At 61.0% G+C, this 17,431-nt stretch carries 19 protein-coding genes and 1 pseudogene; 11 read left to right on the forward strand and 9 right to left on the reverse strand.

Annotation, left to right across the window (positions count from 1 at the left end; genetic code table 11):
- Positions 1 to 135: 135 nt before the first annotated feature.
- From P0D89_RS17480 to P0D89_RS17495, 4 genes are all read right to left on the reverse strand, one after another.
- Positions 136 to 1,272, reverse strand: a complete 1,137-nt coding sequence (locus P0D89_RS17480) for a sensor histidine kinase (RefSeq protein WP_408359162.1) — start codon at positions 1,270 to 1,272, stop codon at positions 136 to 138.
- A gap of 401 nt (positions 1,273 to 1,673) precedes the next feature.
- Positions 1,674 to 2,153, reverse strand: coding sequence for a VOC family protein (locus tag P0D89_RS17485; RefSeq protein WP_408359160.1), 480 nt, complete (start codon positions 2,151 to 2,153; stop codon positions 1,674 to 1,676).
- Positions 2,154 to 2,341: 188 nt separating this feature from the next.
- On the reverse strand, positions 2,342 to 3,379 hold the full coding sequence (locus tag P0D89_RS17490) for a threonine aldolase family protein (protein WP_408359159.1): 1,038 nt from the start codon (positions 3,377 to 3,379) through the stop codon (positions 2,342 to 2,344).
- A gap of 108 nt (positions 3,380 to 3,487) precedes the next feature.
- Entirely contained in the window at positions 3,488 to 4,297 is an 810-nt protein-coding gene (locus P0D89_RS17495) for an AraC family ligand binding domain-containing protein (RefSeq protein WP_408359157.1), read from the reverse strand.
- A gap of 509 nt (positions 4,298 to 4,806) precedes the next feature.
- On the opposite strand from P0D89_RS17495, the gene P0D89_RS17500 reads away from it, so the two are divergent.
- Complete coding sequence (locus P0D89_RS17500; protein WP_408359155.1) at positions 4,807 to 5,160, forward strand: BON domain-containing protein; 354 nt, start codon at positions 4,807 to 4,809, stop codon at positions 5,158 to 5,160.
- 35 nt (positions 5,161 to 5,195) lie between these two features.
- Here P0D89_RS17500 and P0D89_RS54660 read toward each other — a convergent pair.
- Both P0D89_RS54660 and P0D89_RS17505 read right to left on the reverse strand, forming a co-directional pair.
- Positions 5,196 to 5,351 (reverse strand): annotated as a pseudogene (locus P0D89_RS54660) (XdhC family protein); the annotation flags it as partial.
- 347 nt (positions 5,352 to 5,698) lie between these two features.
- Complete coding sequence (locus tag P0D89_RS17505; RefSeq protein WP_408359151.1) at positions 5,699 to 6,604, reverse strand: LysR family transcriptional regulator; 906 nt, start codon at positions 6,602 to 6,604, stop codon at positions 5,699 to 5,701.
- A gap of 177 nt (positions 6,605 to 6,781) precedes the next feature.
- On the opposite strand from P0D89_RS17505, the gene P0D89_RS17510 reads away from it, so the two are divergent.
- Genes P0D89_RS17510 through argE form a run of 7 tightly spaced genes read left to right on the forward strand, consistent with a single transcriptional unit; the run spans position 6,782 to position 12,280 of the window.
- Positions 6,782 to 7,633: a transporter substrate-binding domain-containing protein gene (locus tag P0D89_RS17510; RefSeq protein ID WP_408359149.1), complete on the forward strand. Its 852-nt coding sequence runs from the start codon at positions 6,782 to 6,784 to the stop codon at positions 7,631 to 7,633.
- Positions 7,634 to 7,640: 7 nt separating this feature from the next.
- Complete coding sequence (locus P0D89_RS17515; RefSeq protein WP_408359147.1) at positions 7,641 to 8,321, forward strand: amino acid ABC transporter permease; 681 nt, start codon at positions 7,641 to 7,643, stop codon at positions 8,319 to 8,321.
- Positions 8,311 to 8,973: an amino acid ABC transporter permease gene (locus P0D89_RS17520; protein WP_408359145.1), complete on the forward strand. Its 663-nt coding sequence runs from the start codon at positions 8,311 to 8,313 to the stop codon at positions 8,971 to 8,973. Before P0D89_RS17515 ends, P0D89_RS17520 begins: the two co-directional genes overlap by 11 nt.
- A 33-nt stretch (positions 8,974 to 9,006) precedes the next feature.
- Complete coding sequence (locus P0D89_RS17525; protein ID WP_408359143.1) at positions 9,007 to 9,966, forward strand: agmatinase; 960 nt, start codon at positions 9,007 to 9,009, stop codon at positions 9,964 to 9,966.
- Between the two features lie 8 nt (positions 9,967 to 9,974).
- Complete coding sequence (locus tag P0D89_RS17530; protein ID WP_408359141.1) at positions 9,975 to 10,715, forward strand: amino acid ABC transporter ATP-binding protein; 741 nt, start codon at positions 9,975 to 9,977, stop codon at positions 10,713 to 10,715.
- An 18-nt stretch (positions 10,716 to 10,733) separates the two neighbouring features.
- A complete protein-coding gene (locus P0D89_RS17535; protein WP_408359139.1) occupies positions 10,734 to 11,147 on the forward strand; it encodes a RidA family protein in 414 nt (137 codons plus the stop codon).
- Positions 11,144 to 12,280 (forward strand): acetylornithine deacetylase, encoded by a 1,137-nt coding sequence (gene argE, locus P0D89_RS17540; RefSeq protein WP_408359137.1) that lies wholly within the window; start codon positions 11,144 to 11,146, stop codon positions 12,278 to 12,280. The genes P0D89_RS17535 and argE overlap by 4 nt, the downstream gene beginning before the upstream one ends.
- Before the next feature lie 6 nt (positions 12,281 to 12,286).
- Here argE and P0D89_RS17545 read toward each other — a convergent pair whose 3' ends face one another.
- Positions 12,287 to 12,415: a hypothetical protein gene (locus tag P0D89_RS17545; RefSeq protein WP_408359136.1), complete on the reverse strand. Its 129-nt coding sequence runs from the start codon at positions 12,413 to 12,415 to the stop codon at positions 12,287 to 12,289.
- A gap of 388 nt (positions 12,416 to 12,803) precedes the next feature.
- Here P0D89_RS17545 and P0D89_RS17550 point away from each other — a divergent pair, with 388 nt between their 5' ends.
- From P0D89_RS17550 to P0D89_RS17560, 3 genes are all read left to right on the forward strand, one after another.
- A complete protein-coding gene (locus P0D89_RS17550; protein ID WP_408359134.1) occupies positions 12,804 to 13,229 on the forward strand; it encodes a methyl-accepting chemotaxis protein in 426 nt (141 codons plus the stop codon).
- A gap of 92 nt (positions 13,230 to 13,321) precedes the next feature.
- Positions 13,322 to 13,618, forward strand: a complete 297-nt coding sequence (locus P0D89_RS17555; protein WP_408359132.1) for a hypothetical protein — start codon at positions 13,322 to 13,324, stop codon at positions 13,616 to 13,618.
- Positions 13,619 to 13,846: 228 nt separating this feature from the next.
- Positions 13,847 to 14,554, forward strand: a complete 708-nt coding sequence (locus P0D89_RS17560) for an EAL and HDOD domain-containing protein (protein ID WP_408359130.1) — start codon at positions 13,847 to 13,849, stop codon at positions 14,552 to 14,554.
- 129 nt (positions 14,555 to 14,683) lie between these two features.
- Here P0D89_RS17560 and P0D89_RS17565 read toward each other — a convergent pair whose 3' ends face one another.
- Together P0D89_RS17565 and P0D89_RS17570 are read right to left on the reverse strand one after the other, a co-directional pair.
- Positions 14,684 to 16,078 (reverse strand): TIGR00366 family protein, encoded by a 1,395-nt coding sequence (locus P0D89_RS17565; RefSeq protein ID WP_408359128.1) that lies wholly within the window; start codon positions 16,076 to 16,078, stop codon positions 14,684 to 14,686.
- Positions 16,079 to 16,692: 614 nt separating this feature from the next.
- The gene (locus P0D89_RS17570) at positions 16,693 to 17,151 is read right to left on the reverse strand and encodes an MEKHLA domain-containing protein (protein WP_408359126.1); all 459 of its coding nucleotides are present in this window, start codon (positions 17,149 to 17,151) and stop codon (positions 16,693 to 16,695) included.
- Between the last annotated feature and the right edge of the window lie 280 nt (positions 17,152 to 17,431).

A 17,431-nucleotide genomic window follows, 5' to 3' on the forward strand; every position in this document is an offset into this window, starting at 1 on the left:
GAACCAAAGGCTGCAAGCGCGGGCTCAATTCGCCCACAAAGACTTCATTTGAACCCAACAGATCGACGTCAGCTCTACGTGCAACGAGTGCCCGCAACGACCGACGTCGGACGCTCCGCCCGCTGCGGCGAACCGTCAACTCTTCACAATTTCGTCCGCGCGCGGGAGTGACACTGAAAATGAAGTCCCTGCCTCGTCGGACCGCGCTTCGATCGTGCCGTGATGGGCCTTGGCGATCTCGTTCGCAATATACAAGCCCAGTCCAAGGTTGCCCGCTCCATCGTATTCGCTCTGATGGCCTGCCCCCCGCGTCAGGGGATCGAAGATGCACTTGAGCGTTGCGCTGTCGATGACAGGGCCGCGGTTGCTGACGTCGACCCGGACATGCGTTGCGTCGCCGGTCAACGTCACACGCACCGGTGTGTCCTGTGCCCCATACCTGATGGCATTGAGGACAAGATTTCCCAGCAATTGCTGCAGGCGCTGGCCGTCCCAGACCCCCTGTGAATCACCACTCACGTGCAACTCAATGTGCCTGTCAGGATGAATGGCACGCAACTCGTCGAGCTTGTCGGCGAGCACATCCGCCAGATTCACGCCCGTGGGCGTTATGTTGATGCCCAAGCCCAGTTTGGTCCGGTTGAAATCGGTCAGGTCGTCAAGCAATGCCTGTATCCGGGCGCCGCTACGTATCAGGCGGCCGGCGGCTTCCGATACTCGCTCCCCGGCATTGAGCGCCGCCAGATACAAAGCAGTGACCTGAATGGCCTGGATAGGGCTGCGCATGTCGTGCCCCAGCATGCCGAGCAGGAGATTACGGTTCTGGTCGACCTGCGTACTGAAAAAAGCGACTGACTCGGCAAGTGCCTGGTCGATCGCTTCGTTGAAGCGAATCACGTCGTCCAGGTCTGGTGCCCGGGGTGCGCAATAGTCCATCCACATGCGAAGCACGCTCGCGCGCAGTGCGCGATATTCCGCTGTGAGCTGGTTGATATTGAAGCCGGACCGTGCTCTCAGAATGGCGTGTGTTTGTGCGGCTGTTTCGGTCGCGTCGATCGGATTGGGCCCTCGCCCGAAGGATTTTTCGCGTTGTGCTTCCTTGGTTTGCGAAGTCCGCAAGTCCCTCGCCACTGCGAGCAGGATCTGCTGCGCGTGGTCGCGTAACGCCAGCGATTCCATGCTTGCCGCCGCCGGCAGGAGGGTGCCTGCGAACACCTCCCATTGCAGCAGGATCGGCTCCATGTCTCGCAAGATAAAGTCAGCAAGGCGCATGCGGGCATCTCCGGCACATAAAACGGGTGCCGAGGTCCAGGCACTGTACCTATGTTACGCCCGAATTAGGGACAATCTTTGTTCGGTAGATAACGCCGTTGAAAGCGAACGTCATCGTTACGTCAGGACGGTGGCCGCTGCGATCCTTCGGGTAAGTTAACCGGAAGCAGCCGTTCGTGCGACACAGCCGAAGGTGTCAAATTGGCTGCGCATTGGTGTCCTTTTCGGCGCTGGCTACGCATTGCCGACTGCGCCGCAGCGGAACCTGCAAAAGGCGCGTATGCTGCGCGGCGTCGCACTTCCGGGCGCTGCGATCATGCGTCGCTGATGCAGTAGCCAGTATCGTCAAAGCTGCGTGGCCAGCGACATCGATTGACTGGCCGACCCGCCGCGTCTGCGTTTCAATCAGCTGCTGCCGCTGCGCGCTCTATCGTGGATATATCGATCTTCTTCATTTTCAACATCGCCTCCATCGCACGCCTTGCGGCGTCGTGATCGGGCCCGTTGACGAGTTCGAGCAGCTGCCTGGGCGTGATCTGCCACGAAAATCCCCAGCGGTCCTTGCACCAGCCGCAAGGCGCTTCCTCTCCGCCATTGCCGATTATGGCGTTCCAATATCGGTCGGTCTCTTCCTGGCTATCCGTCAGGACCATGAAACTTACCGCCTCATTTGGCTTGAAATTGGGCCCGCCGTTCAGCCCTACGCAGCGCCGGCCGAGCACGGTGAACTCGACCGTCAACTCCGGACCCTGCCCAATGCCCGGTATAGGGGATACATGACCGGCATCGACACGACTGTCGGGAAAGGTGGCGGCGTAAAACTCCGCCGCCTCGCGCGCTCTACCTTGATCGAACCACAAGCATGTTACGAGTTCAGCCATCGCAATCTCCTTTCAGAAACACGCGCCGTTAACCGGTTTTGAGGACAGGCATTCGAACGTTCACACCATCGAGACAGTCGGCATTGACTTTCGATAATAGCCTGGCTGGAGAGTTCGAAATGCGCGCAAGCTCGAATCTCAAAACATCGGCGAAACAGTAACCAGAAAGGGCAACTGTCGGTGCGCCTTCAAAGTTGGGCGAGCCGAGCCAAAAAGGCGTCAACCTGGTGCTCTTGTGTGGCCCAGGACGTTACCAGGCGAATCACAGAATGATCGTTATCCGACTTTCTCCAAACGTAGAAAGCAAAGAGTTGCTTTAAAGCGGAAATGACAGAATCGGGCAATATTGGAAATACTTGATTCGTAGCCGTAGGAGCCTCGAGAGCGTAACCGCTGGACATGATCCCGGAGGCGAGCTTTGCCGCCATGGCATTGGCGTGCTTTGCATTTTCGAGGAAGAGATTCTTGACGCCAAATAACTCCTGAAACTGGATACCCAATAGCCGCCCCTTGGCTAACATGCCGCCGCGTTGCTTGACATGAAAAGCAAAATCCTCCGTCAACGCTGGATTACAAACAACAATGGCTTCACCCAACAGCGCGCCTACCTTGGTTCCACCGATCCAGAAAATGTCGACGAGGGAAGCAATATCGGCCAATGTCGCGTCGCTCTTGCTTGACGCCAATGCCGCGCCCAACCGCGCGCCATCGAGAAATAGAATCAGGCCCCGTTGCTTTGCAAGCGAAGATATCTTTCGCAGTTCGTCAAGGGAGTAGACGGTACCTGTTTCGGTTGCATCTGACAGATAGATAAGACGAGGCTTTGCCATGTGCGGAAAATGAGCATTGCTAGCCAGCGCGGCCTCAATATTGGCTGGCGTGAGCTTCCCGTCTACAGGGGGAACGACGATGAGTTTGTGGCCAGTTGCCTCAATTGCACCGGCTTCCCTGACTACGATATGTCCCGAGTTCACTGCAATGACGGCTTCGTGCGGACGCAGGCAGCTAGATATCGAAACGATGTTGGCCATGGTCCCGCTTGCGACGTAGTGGATCGCTCCTTCGAACGTGTTTCCCAAGCGGGCCTTGATCCGGGTCGTGGCCTCGGCAGAGTAAGAGTCTTCCCCGTATGGCGCCTGCTGGATGTAGTTGGAGTCCGTCAGGGCGCGGAGAATGTCGGGATGCGCGCCTTCGCTGTAGTCGTCAAGAAAGCTGAAAGTAGTCATCCGGTACTTCTGCCTTGGATGGAGGCCGCCCAGGATGGGCACGAGGCCAAAAACCCAAGGCTACCGATCCGTAACCTAAACGCCTTGTAAAAAATTGCCGCGCCGCCATCAGAAACGTGCGGGAGTAACGCCATACGCCTCACGAAACGCCCGCGTGAAATGGCTTTGATCAAAGAAGCCAACGGCGTGCGCAATTTCCGTGATCGGCATGTTCCGATTCGCGTTGATCAACGCCACCGCCTTTTCCAGCCGCATGCGCAGTAACCAGGCGTGAGGCGTCATGCCGATAGTGCGTTTAAATAATTTCAAGAACCGGAATCGAGCGAGGCCAACAAGGAGGGATAGATCTTCCAAGACGATTTTGTCGGCAATATGCGCCTCGACATATTCCCGAACAAGTCGCAGTTGCTGAGACGATAAGGCGCCGGCGATAGTTGTGGGGGATGGTTGTTTCAATCGGGAGAACAGTGACTCCAGCAATTCCAGAACGTAGCTTTCGTTCATGATCGGATCGTTCATCCCGTGCTGAAGGGTTGCGTGTATGTTCAGTAAGCGCTCTGCGAGGCGGCTATCTCGCAGCACCGCCGCGGCCTGTGAGGGGAAATAGTGCTCGCCCGTGATTTCCTCCCCGAAGCCATTCAGCAGCGCGGGCGACAGTCGAAACGTTTGAAGCGTGTACGACTCGTCGGCATCAGCAACCCCGTCGTGAACCTCGCCCGCAGGCATGAGCTGAATCGCGCCACGCGTGAGCAACAGGGATTCCCCACGGAACGATTGCCGTTGCACCCCGCTGGCAACGAGTGCGATATGGCAGTCGAGATGATAGTGCGGCTCAAAGCGAAACTCGGCAAACCGAGCCGTGCTCAGGATCAAGCCGGGAATATCGGTTGAGTGACTGTACTGGACTTCTTCCGGCATAACTCACCTCCGATTCGCCGCCGACACCTTGGAAACTAGCCCCGAACGTTGCGCTGTGAGGCCTTCATTATCCCAGCTCCCTTTCGGTCCGCATTCCGTGGCGAGACAAGACAGCGGAGCGACCCGGCGCATCTGCTCTGGTCGGCCGCAGAAGCGGTTTCCGATCTCTCGAAGTTCTCCGCGTTGAACCGGGAGACATGATCTACACCGGTACCCCGTAAGGTGTCGGCGCAGTAATGGGCGGGTGACGTGATGACCGCTGGCATCGAACGTCCCGGCGGACTCGCAGTGTTCGCGTGGGCTGAACGGAAACCATCTTGCCCATCTGCGGTGAAGTCTCGCCCGCGATACTGGGGCTGTTCATTCGGGAACTTGCCCGATGATCGGCCTGCCAGCGGGCGCGGGCGCCTGAATGAGGGTTTTCCCTTAATCGTGCATGCAGCTTTGTTAGAAGCGGAATGTTGGCTATCTTTGACTCACGATCGTCAGGCCAAACAAGAGAGGCAATCATGAAAGCATGCAACGTCGTGAATCTGCTCGTCGTCGCGGGATGCGTGACGCTGACGTCGAACGTGTACGCGCAGGCCAGCAACGCCATGCCGATGGCGTCGAGTCCGGCTGCAAGCTCAGGCAAGGCGACGCCAGCGGACAAGCAGCTGGCTCGCGATGTGCGCAAGGCGTTATCGAAAGCGCCCAACTTCAACGTGTCGAACGTATTCGTCAAGGCGCGCGGCGGTGTCGTGACATTATCCGGCAGCGTGCCGGACGGTCCTCAGATCCAGCAGGCCGCGGAAGTGGCGCAGGGCGTGCCGGGTGTAACGTCGGTGAGTAACCATCTGTCGCTCTATACGAAAGGGTACTAAACCTTCAAGGCGGCGCCGGGATGGACTGGCCGTTTTCAGCCGTGAATATCGCAAGAGGAGCCGACGCTGCGTGCAATTTCAAGCGCTGCTTTTGCCCCTTCGCCTTGCAATAGCGTCGGCAACCTTACGCCGTTCTTCGCCGCTCTCACTTCGGCATGAATCGACACGGCAATCTCAGGCGGCGTCGAGCTACAGTCAAGTCGCGCCGGAGCACGAACTCATATTCCAGCGCCGCGTGGTCATCGGTGCGCTGCTCGCGTGGCTGCCTGTCCGCCACCGCCCGTCGTCGAAACCAGCTCGCTTGCGATGATGATGGCGATGCTCGTCGAAAGCGACTGCATCACGCTCTTACCGCGCGCGCAGACCCGCGAGGGACCTAAGGCCAGCGCGATGGTTGCGCTCGAACTGGAGACGCCGGCGCCGAGCCGCATGGTCGGCTATGCGATGCGCAGCGACTGGCTCCGCACCGCGGTGCGCAGACGTTCGTCGAGCATCTGCGCGACGAGTGCGCGACGGCGTCGGCGTGTGAACGTCCGCTTCATGCACTGCCATGAAATTGCTGCAACAGATCGAGAAATAGATCGAGCGCACGCGTTCGCGGCCGCGAGATCTCGGTGATCGCGCTGATCCTGTTTTCGAAGAGCGGACCTTCGGGCACCTTGACGAGAGCCTGCCGCTTTGCGAATGAGGCCGCATAGAATTGTGGCAACAAACCGACATAATGCCCGGACAACACCAGCATCGCGACCGCTTCAAGACCCGACGCCGTCGGCCCGCGCTGCATACCGAGCGTGTTGAGTGCCTCGTGCACGAACGGTTGCGATCGATAGACGAGCGGCAGCGTCGCCGCATCCCGCAAACGGCGGCGCGCTACGTACAACTGCTGACGCTCGATAAACAGCGGCATATAGTGAAAGCCCGCTTCGCGCCGATACATCCCGCGAATCGCCACCTGCACGCGCCGCTCGCGTATCGCGAGATCGAGTTCGTTGAAGGTCATCACGCGCAATTCGACGTTCACGTCCGGAGCTTGCTCCTTGAGCGCGGCGAGCGCCTCGGGCAGATGACAACCCTCGTCGCTGACGATGTGCTCGACCATGCCGATCGATAGCGTACCGGACAACACGCCGCGCACGGCGTCGATCTCGGGACGAATGCGCTCTAGCGAAATCAACGCCTCACGCGCGAGATCGAGCGCGACCTTGCCCGCATGCGTGAGCACGAAGCCGGACGGCCCTCGCTCGCATAGCCGCGCGCCGAGCGTTTCCTCGACGTCGCGGATATGGCGGCTGATCGACGCCTTCGACATGTTCAGCTGTTTCTCGGCAGCGGCGAAACCGTTCGCCTGCGCGACCGCGCAGAAGATCCTCAGCGAGCGCAAATCGCGCTCGCTGAAGTCGGGGCGGGTCGCGGCTGCGGCTCGTTGAGTCTGTCGATCGGTCAAGTTGGAGCACCTTAAAGGAATCGGAAAGGTTTCGTTTTTCGAAACCATACCGATAAAAAAATCATTTTTCACGATCTTAATGGCGTCGTACATTCGGTCGCCTGGCCCAGAGCGCGAAGCCGCGGCGACCACGCCGTGCCCGGCCGGCACCCACACGTTTATTACGCGGAGAAAGCAATGAGAAACTGGTCCAGACGTTCCTTTGTGAGAGCGACGCTCGCGTCGGGCGCCGCTCTTGCGCTGCCGCAAATCGCGCTCGCCGAAGGCGGCACGCTCGCCGACATCAAGAAGCGCGGCACGCTGACGGTCGGCACCGAAGCCGCGTACGAGCCGTTCGAATTTGTCGAAAACGGGCAGATCGTCGGTTACGGCCACGACGTGCTGGAGCTGATGGCGACGAAGCTCGGCGTCAAGCTCGAACAGATGAACCTGCCGTTTCAAGGCCTGCTGCCGGGCCTGATGTCGCACAAATTCGACTTCGTCGCGACGAGCGTGGGCATCACGCCGGAGCGCGCCAAGCGTTTCGCGTTCAGCGAGCCGGTCGGTGTCGTGCGTTCAGTGCTTCTGGTGCGCGCCGACGACGGGTCGATCAAACGCGACCTCGACATCGGCGGCAAGACGATCGGCACGCAGATGGGCTCGTCCTCGCAGCCGGTTGCCGACGAGTTCGAAAAGGAACTGAAGGAAAAGACCGGCAAGGGCTACGCGGGCACCAAGCTGTTCCAGGCCTATCCGGACGTGTCGAACGCGCTCGCGAACAAAACCATCGACGTCGCGCTGATGCCGTCGAACATCGCCGCGGTGCAGATGAAGCGCCAGCCCAACGTGTTCCGTATCGCCGGCACGATCGGCCAGCCGAAGCTGCTTGCGTGGGTCGTCAATCCGGGCGACCTCGAGATTCGCAAGTTCATCAACGATTCGCTCGACGAATTCCGCGCGAACGGCAAGCTCGCCGCGTTGCAGGCGAAGTGGTTCGGTGCGCCGATGGACACGCCGCGCAACAACTATCTGCCGACCGGCGCCATCTGACGCCGCCATGTTCGACTGGATCGCTAAAGGCGGCGTGATCACGCCGTTCCTCGATGGCGTCGTCGCTGGCACGGCGCTCACGCTGGCCGCATCGGCCTGCGCGTTCGTGATCGGCGTTGCGCTCGGCATCGTGCTGCTGCTCGCGCGCATCTCGCCGATCGCGCCGCTGCGCTCGCTGGTCGTGCTGTGGGTTAGCCTGATCCGCGGCACGCCGGCGCTGATACACATGTTGATCGCGTATTACATGGTGCCGGCACTGCTCAATATTTCGGTCTCGCCGATCACCGCCGGCATTGCCGCACTCGCGTGCAACACCAGTGCGTACATCGTCGAGATTCTGCGCGGCGCGCTCGGCACCATCTCGTGGGGACAGCGGGCCGCCGGCTACGCGATGGGCATGCGCACCGCGCAGGTCTGGCGTCACGTGCTGCTGCCGCAGATGATCTACCGGTCGATTCCGCCGCTCACCAGCGAATTTACGATCCTGCTGAAAGCGTCGTCGCTGATGTCGATCATCGCGGTGCCCGAACTCGCCACGGTCGCGCGCAACGCGACGTTGCAAACCGATCTGCCGCTGCAGGTGTTCACGATCACCGCCGCCGTCTACTTCGTGATCCTGTTTCTGATCTCGGCCGCTTCGCGACTATGCGAGCGCCGCGTTTCGAGGATGTTGCCCCATGGCCATTGATTTCTCGATCGTCCGTGAAGCGATTCCTCCGCTGCTCGAAGGTTTGCGCGTCACCGCGCTCGTCAGCGCGATCGGCATACCGCTCGGCGTCGTGGCCGGCATCGTCGCGGCGTATGCGGCGCAGTCGCGCACGTGGCTGCGGCCCGTCGCGCTGTCGTACGTCGAGTTGGTGCGCAACATTCCGTATCTGATCCTCGTCTACCTGTCGTTCTTCGGTTTGCCGAAGCTTGGCGTGGGCGCATCGGCGATGACGGTCGCGATCGGCTGCACGGCGTTCTACACCGGCGGCTACTTTTGCGAAATCCTGCGCGCCGCGCTGCGCAGCGTGCCGCGCGGCCAGACGTATGCGGCCTTCTCGCTCGGCATGACGTTCTGGCAGGCGCAGCGTCATGTGATCGCGCCGCAGATGTTCGGGTTCATCACACCGCCGACGACGAGCCTCGTGATCATGATGTTCAAGGACTCAGCGATCTTCTCGGTGATGAGCCTGCCGGAGATGACGTACCAGAGCAATCTGCTCACCGCAAACACGTTTGCCTATACCGAAGTGCTCGGCACGACGGCATTGATCTACTGGATCTGCAGCGTTCTTCTCGCTGGCGTCGGCCGCCGTCTGGAGACGGTAATCGGACGCCGCACGCGCCACGTTTGACGCGCATCCCGCCTTTCATCTGGAGACACACGAATGAGCCACTACACCGTTGCGCCAAGCACCGGCCACCCGACTCTGCTGTATTCGGAACTCGATCTCGATATCGATAACCTCAAAGCCGATATCGCCGTGCTCGGCATGCCGTACGGCGCGCCGTATGCGCCGTCCGATTACAGCAACGATCAAACTAACGCGCCGTCGGCGATTCGTCAGGCGACCGATCGCGTCGCGCGCAAGCCAGACCACTACGACTTCGACATCGACGGTCCGCTGCTGCAAGGCCGCACCGATATCCGTTTCGTCGATTGCGGCGACGTGATTCCCGACTTGGCGAGGCCCGGCGAGCACTACACGCGCGCCGAAGCGGCCGTGCGCCGCATCGTCGCTGGCGGCGCGATGCCGATCGTGCTCGGCGGCGATCACGGCATCACGACGCCGGTGCTGCGCGGCCTCGACGCGAAAGGCCCGATCACGCTCGTGCATATCGATGCTCACCTCGACTGGCGCGACGAAGTGAACGGCGTGCGCGAAGGCCTGTCGAGTCCGATCCGCCGCGCGTCGGAGATGACGCACGTCGATCGTATCTTCCAGATCGGCTTGCGTGCGCAAGGCAGCGGCCGTTCCGAGGAGCTCGTCGCCGCGCGTGCGTACGGCGCGGAACTGGTTACCGCGTACGAGCTGCACGACATCGGCATGGATGCGGTGCTCGCGCGCATTCCGGACGGCGGCAACTACTATCTGACGATCGACGCCGACGGTCTCGATCCGTCAGTGATGCCGGCCGTCGCGGGTCCGGCGCCGGGCGGCGTCACCTTCGTGCAGGCGCGCAAACTGATCCACGGTCTGGTGAAGAAGGGACGCGTGGTCGGCATGGACATCGTCGAAATCCAGCCGGAGAAAGACGACGCGAATCTGATTTCGTGCGTGACGGCGGGTCGTTTGATTCTCAATCTGATCGGCGCGTCGATCCGCGCGGGGTATTTTGATAAATGAGTCGACAAATGACGACGCCGATCATCGACATTCGCGGCATCGACAAGTGGTACGGCACGCACCACGTGCTCAAGCAATGTTCGACGCACGTGAACAAGGGCGAGATCGTCGTGGTGTGCGGGCCCTCGGGCTCGGGCAAATCAACGCTGATTAAAACGGTCAATGCGTTGGAGCCGGTTCAGAAAGGCGACATTCTCGTCGATGGCACGTCGGTCGCCGCGAAGTCGACGGATCTGCCGAGGCTGCGCAGCCGCGTAGGCATGGTGTTCCAGCATTTCGAGCTGTTCCCTCACCTCGATCTGACGCGCAACCTGACGCTCGCGCAGCGCATCGTGCTGGGTCGCGCCGAAGACAAGGCGCGCACGAAAGCACGCGAGCTGCTCGATCGCGTCGGTTTGTCGGCGCATGCGCACAAGTATCCGGCGCAACTGTCGGGCGGCCAGCAGCAGCGCGTCGCCATCGCGCGCGCGTTGTCGATGGATCCGATGGCGATGCTGTTCGACGAACCGACGTCGGCGCTCGATCCGGAAATGGTCAACGAAGTGCTCGACGTGATGGTCGAGCTCGCGCGCGAAGGCATGACGATGATGGTCGTTACGCACGAGATGGGCTTCGCGCGCCGCGTTGCGCATCGCGTCGTGTTCATGGAGGACGGCGCGATCATCGAAGACAGTCCGACCGACATGTTCTTCCAGGACGCCGCCAGCACCGCCGCCAAGCGCTTCCTTTCAAAGATTCTTCACCACTGACAGCACTTTCATATCGACATGACCACGCATACCCGCATCCGCAAATTCAACACGCGCGAAACCTATCCAGAACAGAAGCTCGACAACGATTTGTGCCAAGCCGTGATCGCAGGCAATACGATCTATTTGCGCGGCCAGATCGGCCAGGATCTCGACACGCGCGAGTCGGTCGGCATCGGCGACGTCTCCGCGCAAACCGAGAAGGCGATGGCGAACGTCAAGATGCTGCTCGACGAGTGCGGCAGCAAGCTCGAAGACATCTGCAAGGTGACGGTGTACATCATCGATCCGCGTTATCGCGAGGCCGTCTACAACGTAATGGGCCGCTGGCTCAAAGGCGTGTTCCCGGTGTCGACTGGCATCGTCGTGCAGGCGCTAGCGCGCCCGGAATGGGTCGTCGAAATCGACGTGATCGCGGTGAAGCCGGAATGACGCTAAGCCGCAGCGCCGAACTGCTGAAGGCGTTGATCGCCTTTCCGACGATTTCGCGCACGCCGAATCTTGCGCTGATAGAGCACGTGGCGCGGGTGCTCGGCGCGGCAGGCATCGCGTGCACGATTGTCAAGGACGATGCGGGCAACTGCGCGAATCTGTTCGCGAGCACGGGGCCGGCGGACGTGCCCGGCGTGATGCTGTCAGGACATACCGACGTCGTGCCCGTCGAAGGCCAGCCGTGGACCATGCCGCCGTTCGAAGCGACGTTTCGCGACGGTCGTGTGTACGGACGCGGCAGCGCAGACATGAAGGGCTTCGTCGCGTGTGCGGTAGTCGCGATGCTCGATGCGTCGACACGCACGCTCAAAAAGCCGCTGCAACTCGCCTTGTCGTACGACGAGGAAATTGGCTGCGTCGGCGTGCGGCGATTGATCGACGTGCTGGAGACCGCGCCGGTGCGGCCCGAACTGTGCGTGGTCGGCGAACCGACGATGATGCAGATCGCGACCGGTCACAAGGGCAAGGCCGCATATCGCGCGGTCTGCTGCGGCGAGGAAGGCCATTCGGCGCTCGCGCCCAAGTATCGGAACGCGATCCACGTCGCGACCGACTGGATCGCGGCGATGCGCGCAGCGCAGCAGCAGCTCGCGCAACACGGCGCGTACGACGACGGCTACGACGTCCCCTACTCGACGATTCACGTCGGCACGATTCACGGCGGCAAGGCGCTGAACATCGTGCCGAACGAGTGCACGCTCGACTTCGAAATCCGCACACTCGCGAACGATCGCGCCGATGCGATTCTCGACCACATACGCGCGCGCGCCGCTCACGACGGCCACACGCCGCTTCCCGACATCGAAGAAGTGAACGCGTATCCGGGGCTCGACACGCATGTCGCGAGCGACGCGGTGCGCTTTCTCGAAGCGCTGCTGCCGCCGGACACGCACAAACGCAAGGTTGCGTTCGGCACCGAGGGCGGGCTGTTTTCGACGCGTCTGGCGGTGCCGACGCTCGTCTGCGGCCCCGGCGACATCGACGACGCGCACAAGCCGGACGAATACGTCGCGCTCGCGCAGCTCGACGCGTGCGATGCGTTTCTCGCGCGGCTGATCGGCGGGTTGCAGTAGCGCGTCTTACGCTTCAGTCGGCACGCGCGGCCTGGTTTCGACCGTGGCGCGCGTGCCGTACTGCACCGCCGATGCCACTGCGAGCGCGAGCGTGACCGCGAACGAGAAGCACCCGAGCACCATGCCGCCAAGCATAAGCGACGGGGAAGTCCGCCCCGTGAGCTCGATGCGACGACACGCACGGCACGACGCCAGGCAGCGGGAACGCCGCGAGCAGTTCGCTCCATCGCAAGATGTTCGGTCTCGCGTGACGGCTCGCCGAGCGCGACAATCACGTTTAGTGAGTTCGCGAGCCTGGAACAACTGCCGACACCTTAGGGTTTCGGCAAAGGGGAAATTGCTACGCTCCTGGGTAGCTACCCCACAGAGTCTGAATTTGCTATCTCCTGAACATGTACTCAAACGACCGAAGCCCTTGCGACGACGGTGGCTGCTATCAGAAGCTCTCCGGCTCCCGATAGCGAGCAACAACGAAGTCGACAAAACTTCGCGCGCCGGCGAACAGGGCCGGGGGTTTGCCGTCGTGGCGGCCGAGGTCCGCACGCTTGCCCAACGCAGTGCGACGGCGGCCAAGGAAATCAAGGATCTGATCGGCGAGTCCTTGACCCGGGTGGATGCCGGCTCGAAGCTCGTGGAGGAAGCGGGAAGCACGATCAACGAAATCGTCCACGCGGTGAGACGCGTGACCGACATCGTGAGCGAAATCTCGTCGGCGTCTGAAGAACAGAGCACCGGTATCGAACAGGTCAATACGGCCGTCAGTCAGATGGACGAAGTGACCCAGCAGAACGCCGCGCTGGTCGAAGAAGCCTCCACCGCGGCGCAGTCAATGGCCCAGCAGGCGCAGGCACTACGTGAAGCGGTGGCGTCCTTCACGATTGCCGATAAGGGGCCATCCGCGTCGGCCGGCACGGACAGTTCGCCCGCCCCCTCGTGCAACGTCGGATGAAATGACGTCATTCACTACCGCGAACAGGAGAACCGTGATCGCGGCAGATACCGGCGCTGCGGACTGGCAGACATTCTGAGCGGGTCTGACAATTGAACAATACTGACGATGTGCTGGCCCAGGTAGTCGAACTGATGGCGGCCAACACAAAGAAAATGGGTGCTCTTGGCGCGCGGGCGATGGTGTTGGGCAAGTTTCTGGAGGCCGTCCTGCCCCACCTCACGACGTTGCAGCGTATCGAGATCACCGGGGCATTCCGGCAGGGCATTGAAGAAGCCATGTCGCTGATGGACGATGTGGCCCTGCCCGCCGAATATCATTCGGCACTGCTTGACCTCACTAATGCCATTCTCGCCGCACTGGGTCAGCGACCGTCCAGGCCACGATAGCCGCAGCCTCGCCATTTCGTCCTGCCTGCGGATAGGGAAGCCAGCCCGTGCCTGCGTTGCATCTCATGCTGCGGTCACGATCTCTGCAGCGCGCGACCGCAATCGGACCATGCCCGGCGCCTGGGCGAACGGCATCGACAGCGAGTTAATGGAAAAGGAGACGTCCAATTGAAAGCAAGAATACCGTCGCCGGTCATCACCGATGGTCAAGACGCGTCGAACAGCAAAATGGTCGAAGCTGAATACGTCTACCTCGGACGGCAGCCGATTCTTGACCGCAGCGGAGCGTTGACCGCGTTCGAATTGCTGTTCCGCTCCGGGACCGCCAACCTCGCCCGGATCACGGATGAAACCGCTGCCACGGTGCAGGTTATAACGAGACTGATCGGTGACGTGGGGATTAACGCCGCGCTGGGCAGTCACGCCGGCTATGTGAACGTCGACCGGGCGGCGTTGATGTCCGACACGGTCCGGCTGTTGCCGCCTGAACGCTTCGTGCTCGAGATCCTAGAAACGGTGACGTTCGACGAAGCACTCTTCAGGCACTGCAACGATCTGCGGCGCGCGTGCTTCCGCGTCGCACTGGATGATGTTTCGCAGGTGTCCCCGCGCCTGCTCGCCTTTCTGCCGTGCGTCGATATCGTCAAGATCGACTTCATAGGATGCCCGCGCGAGTGCCTTGCCGAACTGATCGGCGCCGTCAGGCAGCAGGGGAAGGTATCGATCGCCGAGAAAGTCGAAACACCGGAAGACCATGACGCCGCCATGCGCGCCGGCTTCGAACTGTTTCAGGGGTATTACTTTGCAAAACCGCAGATGCTGAGATCGCGCCTTGGTACGTCACCGCCGGGCGTAGACGGCAGCCGCGAGCGGACGGCCCCTGAGACTGTTCTACCCTTGGCTTCCGGGTCGCTCTCCCCAGATAGCTTTAGCTGAGGCACGGCGAAAGCCGCCGGGCCGTCGCGAACGCTACGGGCATCGGTGCGAAGTCTGCTAAGGCGGAGACGCCCGCAGGCAAAAACGCATAGTCTCAAAGGCTTTTCCGCCGACATCCGCGTGGCCGGATCAAGGAATCAGCCAAAGCGCCGCCGCATAGATGACGAGGGATACAGCAAACGTGATCGCCGTGTAACCCATGACCCGCTGAATGCGAATACCAGCGATAGCCACCACGGGTACGGCCCAGAACGGTTGCAGCATGTTCGAGACGTTTTCGGCCATGGCAACTCCCATGGCCGTGCGCGGAACCGAAGCATGCAGGCTAAGCGCAGCGGGAAGGACGAAGGGGCCCTGAACAGCCCAGTGCCCACCCGCACTCGGAATCAGCAGCGTGATGATAAGCGAACTGAAGTAGCTCAACACAGGAAGTGTGACCGGCGTCGCGATCGCAACGAAGGTCTTGGCAATCGTCGACGCCAGGCCGGTCCCTGTCATGATGCCCATGATGCCGCCATACATCGGATATTGAAGCAGCATCGAACCGGTCTGCCGCGCCGCGCGGCGAATCGCATCGGCGTACGCGATCGGTGCGCGCTGTAGCGCCAGTCCCAACAGCAAAAAGATCAGGATCGTGGTGTTGATGTCCAGTTCGAAGCCCTTGCTGTACCACGTCATCGCCAGATAACCGACGCCCAACGCCAGCACGAGCAGCGTACCGAGCATTGACCGTTCAGCGCGCGCAGCGAAAGACGATGCCTGCGCACCCCGTGCATGCGGATCTGCCTCTGCCGCGGCTGCAGGCTCCGGCTGAGCTTCATTGAACGCGACGACATCCTCTTGCTTCGGATGCATCCTGATGAAGATCGCCGTCATCACGACAACAACCAATACGGTTGGGATGAATACGAAAGGCGCGAACACCGTCTGAGTCAGCGGAATTACCTGCCCCGTGGCTTTCTCGACAAGGTTTAATGCGTTGCCATGCGATGCCTGCGATAACGCAATGGAACTGGACAAGCCACTATTGCAGACAGACCACGCCGAGTAGCTACCCGCAACGAGCCATGCAAAATCAACTTTCACACGCTTGGCAATTTCTCGCGACAGCAGTGCGCCAACAACGAGGCCGAGCCCCCAGTTGAGCCACGCAGCCACCGCGACGATCGGGAAGACCAACAGCGCGGCGCGAGTCGGCGAATGTACTCTGGCAGCCATTGCCCGCAAGCCGCGCTGGACGAGCGGTGCGTCGGCGATCGCGTACCCGGTCGCCAGAATCAGAATCATCTGCAGCGCGAAGCCGAGAATGTTGAAGGTGCCGCCGTACCATGAGGTCAGGATCACCGGCAACGACGCGTGCGGCGCGAACACCACGGCCAGCAAGGTCACAACGACGGTCAAGCCAATTGCAAGGACGAACGGGTCGGGCATGACCTGCTCGAACACGTAGACGAGTCCAGCAACGACGCTGCGACGACGCGCACTGCCGTCTGAGACGGCCGCATTGGTATCTCTGTTGCTCATGATGCTTTCCAGTCCTTTGATCGCGATCCACTCAAGCAGCATTCCGTGGCACCTAAGCCTGGCGCGATCCGGTACGCTTAGCTGACAAATGGCATACGCCGCAATGGCATATCACCGCGCCGCACCTTACACGATTCACGCGTTTATTGCAGCGAAGGCTACACGACCCGAGACGGACTTGATAACGGCACGCGAAAGAGGCGCTGGCAAGACAAGCAGGTGTCCCCCCTGCACCATCAAGCATCAAACTCAACGACGGTATTATCGAAGCCCGCCGCAAGTGGCAACGCTCGCACTCCGATGGTCGGCAAGAACGTGGGCCGACAGTTTGATGGGGAACGTCAGCCGGTGAACGCTCACAGCCGCACGCCATCGGCAGATGTCGACCCTTCTGAAACATTCGGCAAGTTGCCCGGCAAACGGGGGTTCCGGAGGGGCAACGACCCGTTGCCATTGACTGGTGCCCGGGCCGGACTTCGGCCATTGCGGAAGTTCGCGCGAATGGGCGGATCTGACATGTAAGTTCCCGCAGCTGTTCGACGCCACCACTTTAGCTTCGCTCCCCCTCGCAGTTACCTCCGTAGGGCACGTACATAAGCGGTTGGTATGCGCGATCAAATGTCGCGCGTGCGCGGGATAACAACTGCCTGGCCGTGCAATTTGCCTTCCGCATCGAGAAGTTGCCACAGTGTTGCTTCTTCGATCATGAAGCGCTGGCCTGACTTGGTGACACGCACGCCCTTGTAGCCTGCCTCATAGCCGAGCCGCTGCACGCGTTCGAGGAACTGCTGCCGCTCCTCGCGATTCGGGGCCTCAGCTGAGAGCCGGGACGGCAGTCGGGTGATTTCATCCCAGCTATATTCAAAGCGGCGCTGCGCGGCCTTATTGCCATAAATAAAGAGCGGGTCGGGATCGGTGTTGTGCGCAAGTACTGCGAACGGTGCACTCTCATAGAGCCATTCGCTAGCTTCGACCACGGGCATGGCCTGCGGCACCAGGGGGAGACCAAGCACCCGGGCGTAACTATCGGTTAGGAGCTGGTAGAAAGCTGGATTGCGGTGGAGTGGGGTCATCTAAGGCATCTCTACGGAGATCGTGGGCTCAGTGCAAAGGCGGAGGCATTCACGATACAGCATCTTCAGGCGAAGTGTTTGCATCCAGCGGTGGCAAGGGGGTGGTGATTGATCAATCGGTAGGTAAATGGGCGAAGCGGACGCTCTGCTATCCGAGGTACGCAAGCGGCCAAGGAGCGCTCCTGGCCGCCCCCTGCCTGTCGGCCATCGGCAGCAAGCGACCCGTGGCAACCTTTCGGCCCGCGCTTACCCCCGGCGTCAGACTACTTGTCGTGTTATC

The organism is Paraburkholderia sp. RL18-085-BIA-A, from assembly GCF_046027075.1.
GTDB lineage: Bacteria > Pseudomonadota > Gammaproteobacteria > Burkholderiales > Burkholderiaceae > Paraburkholderia.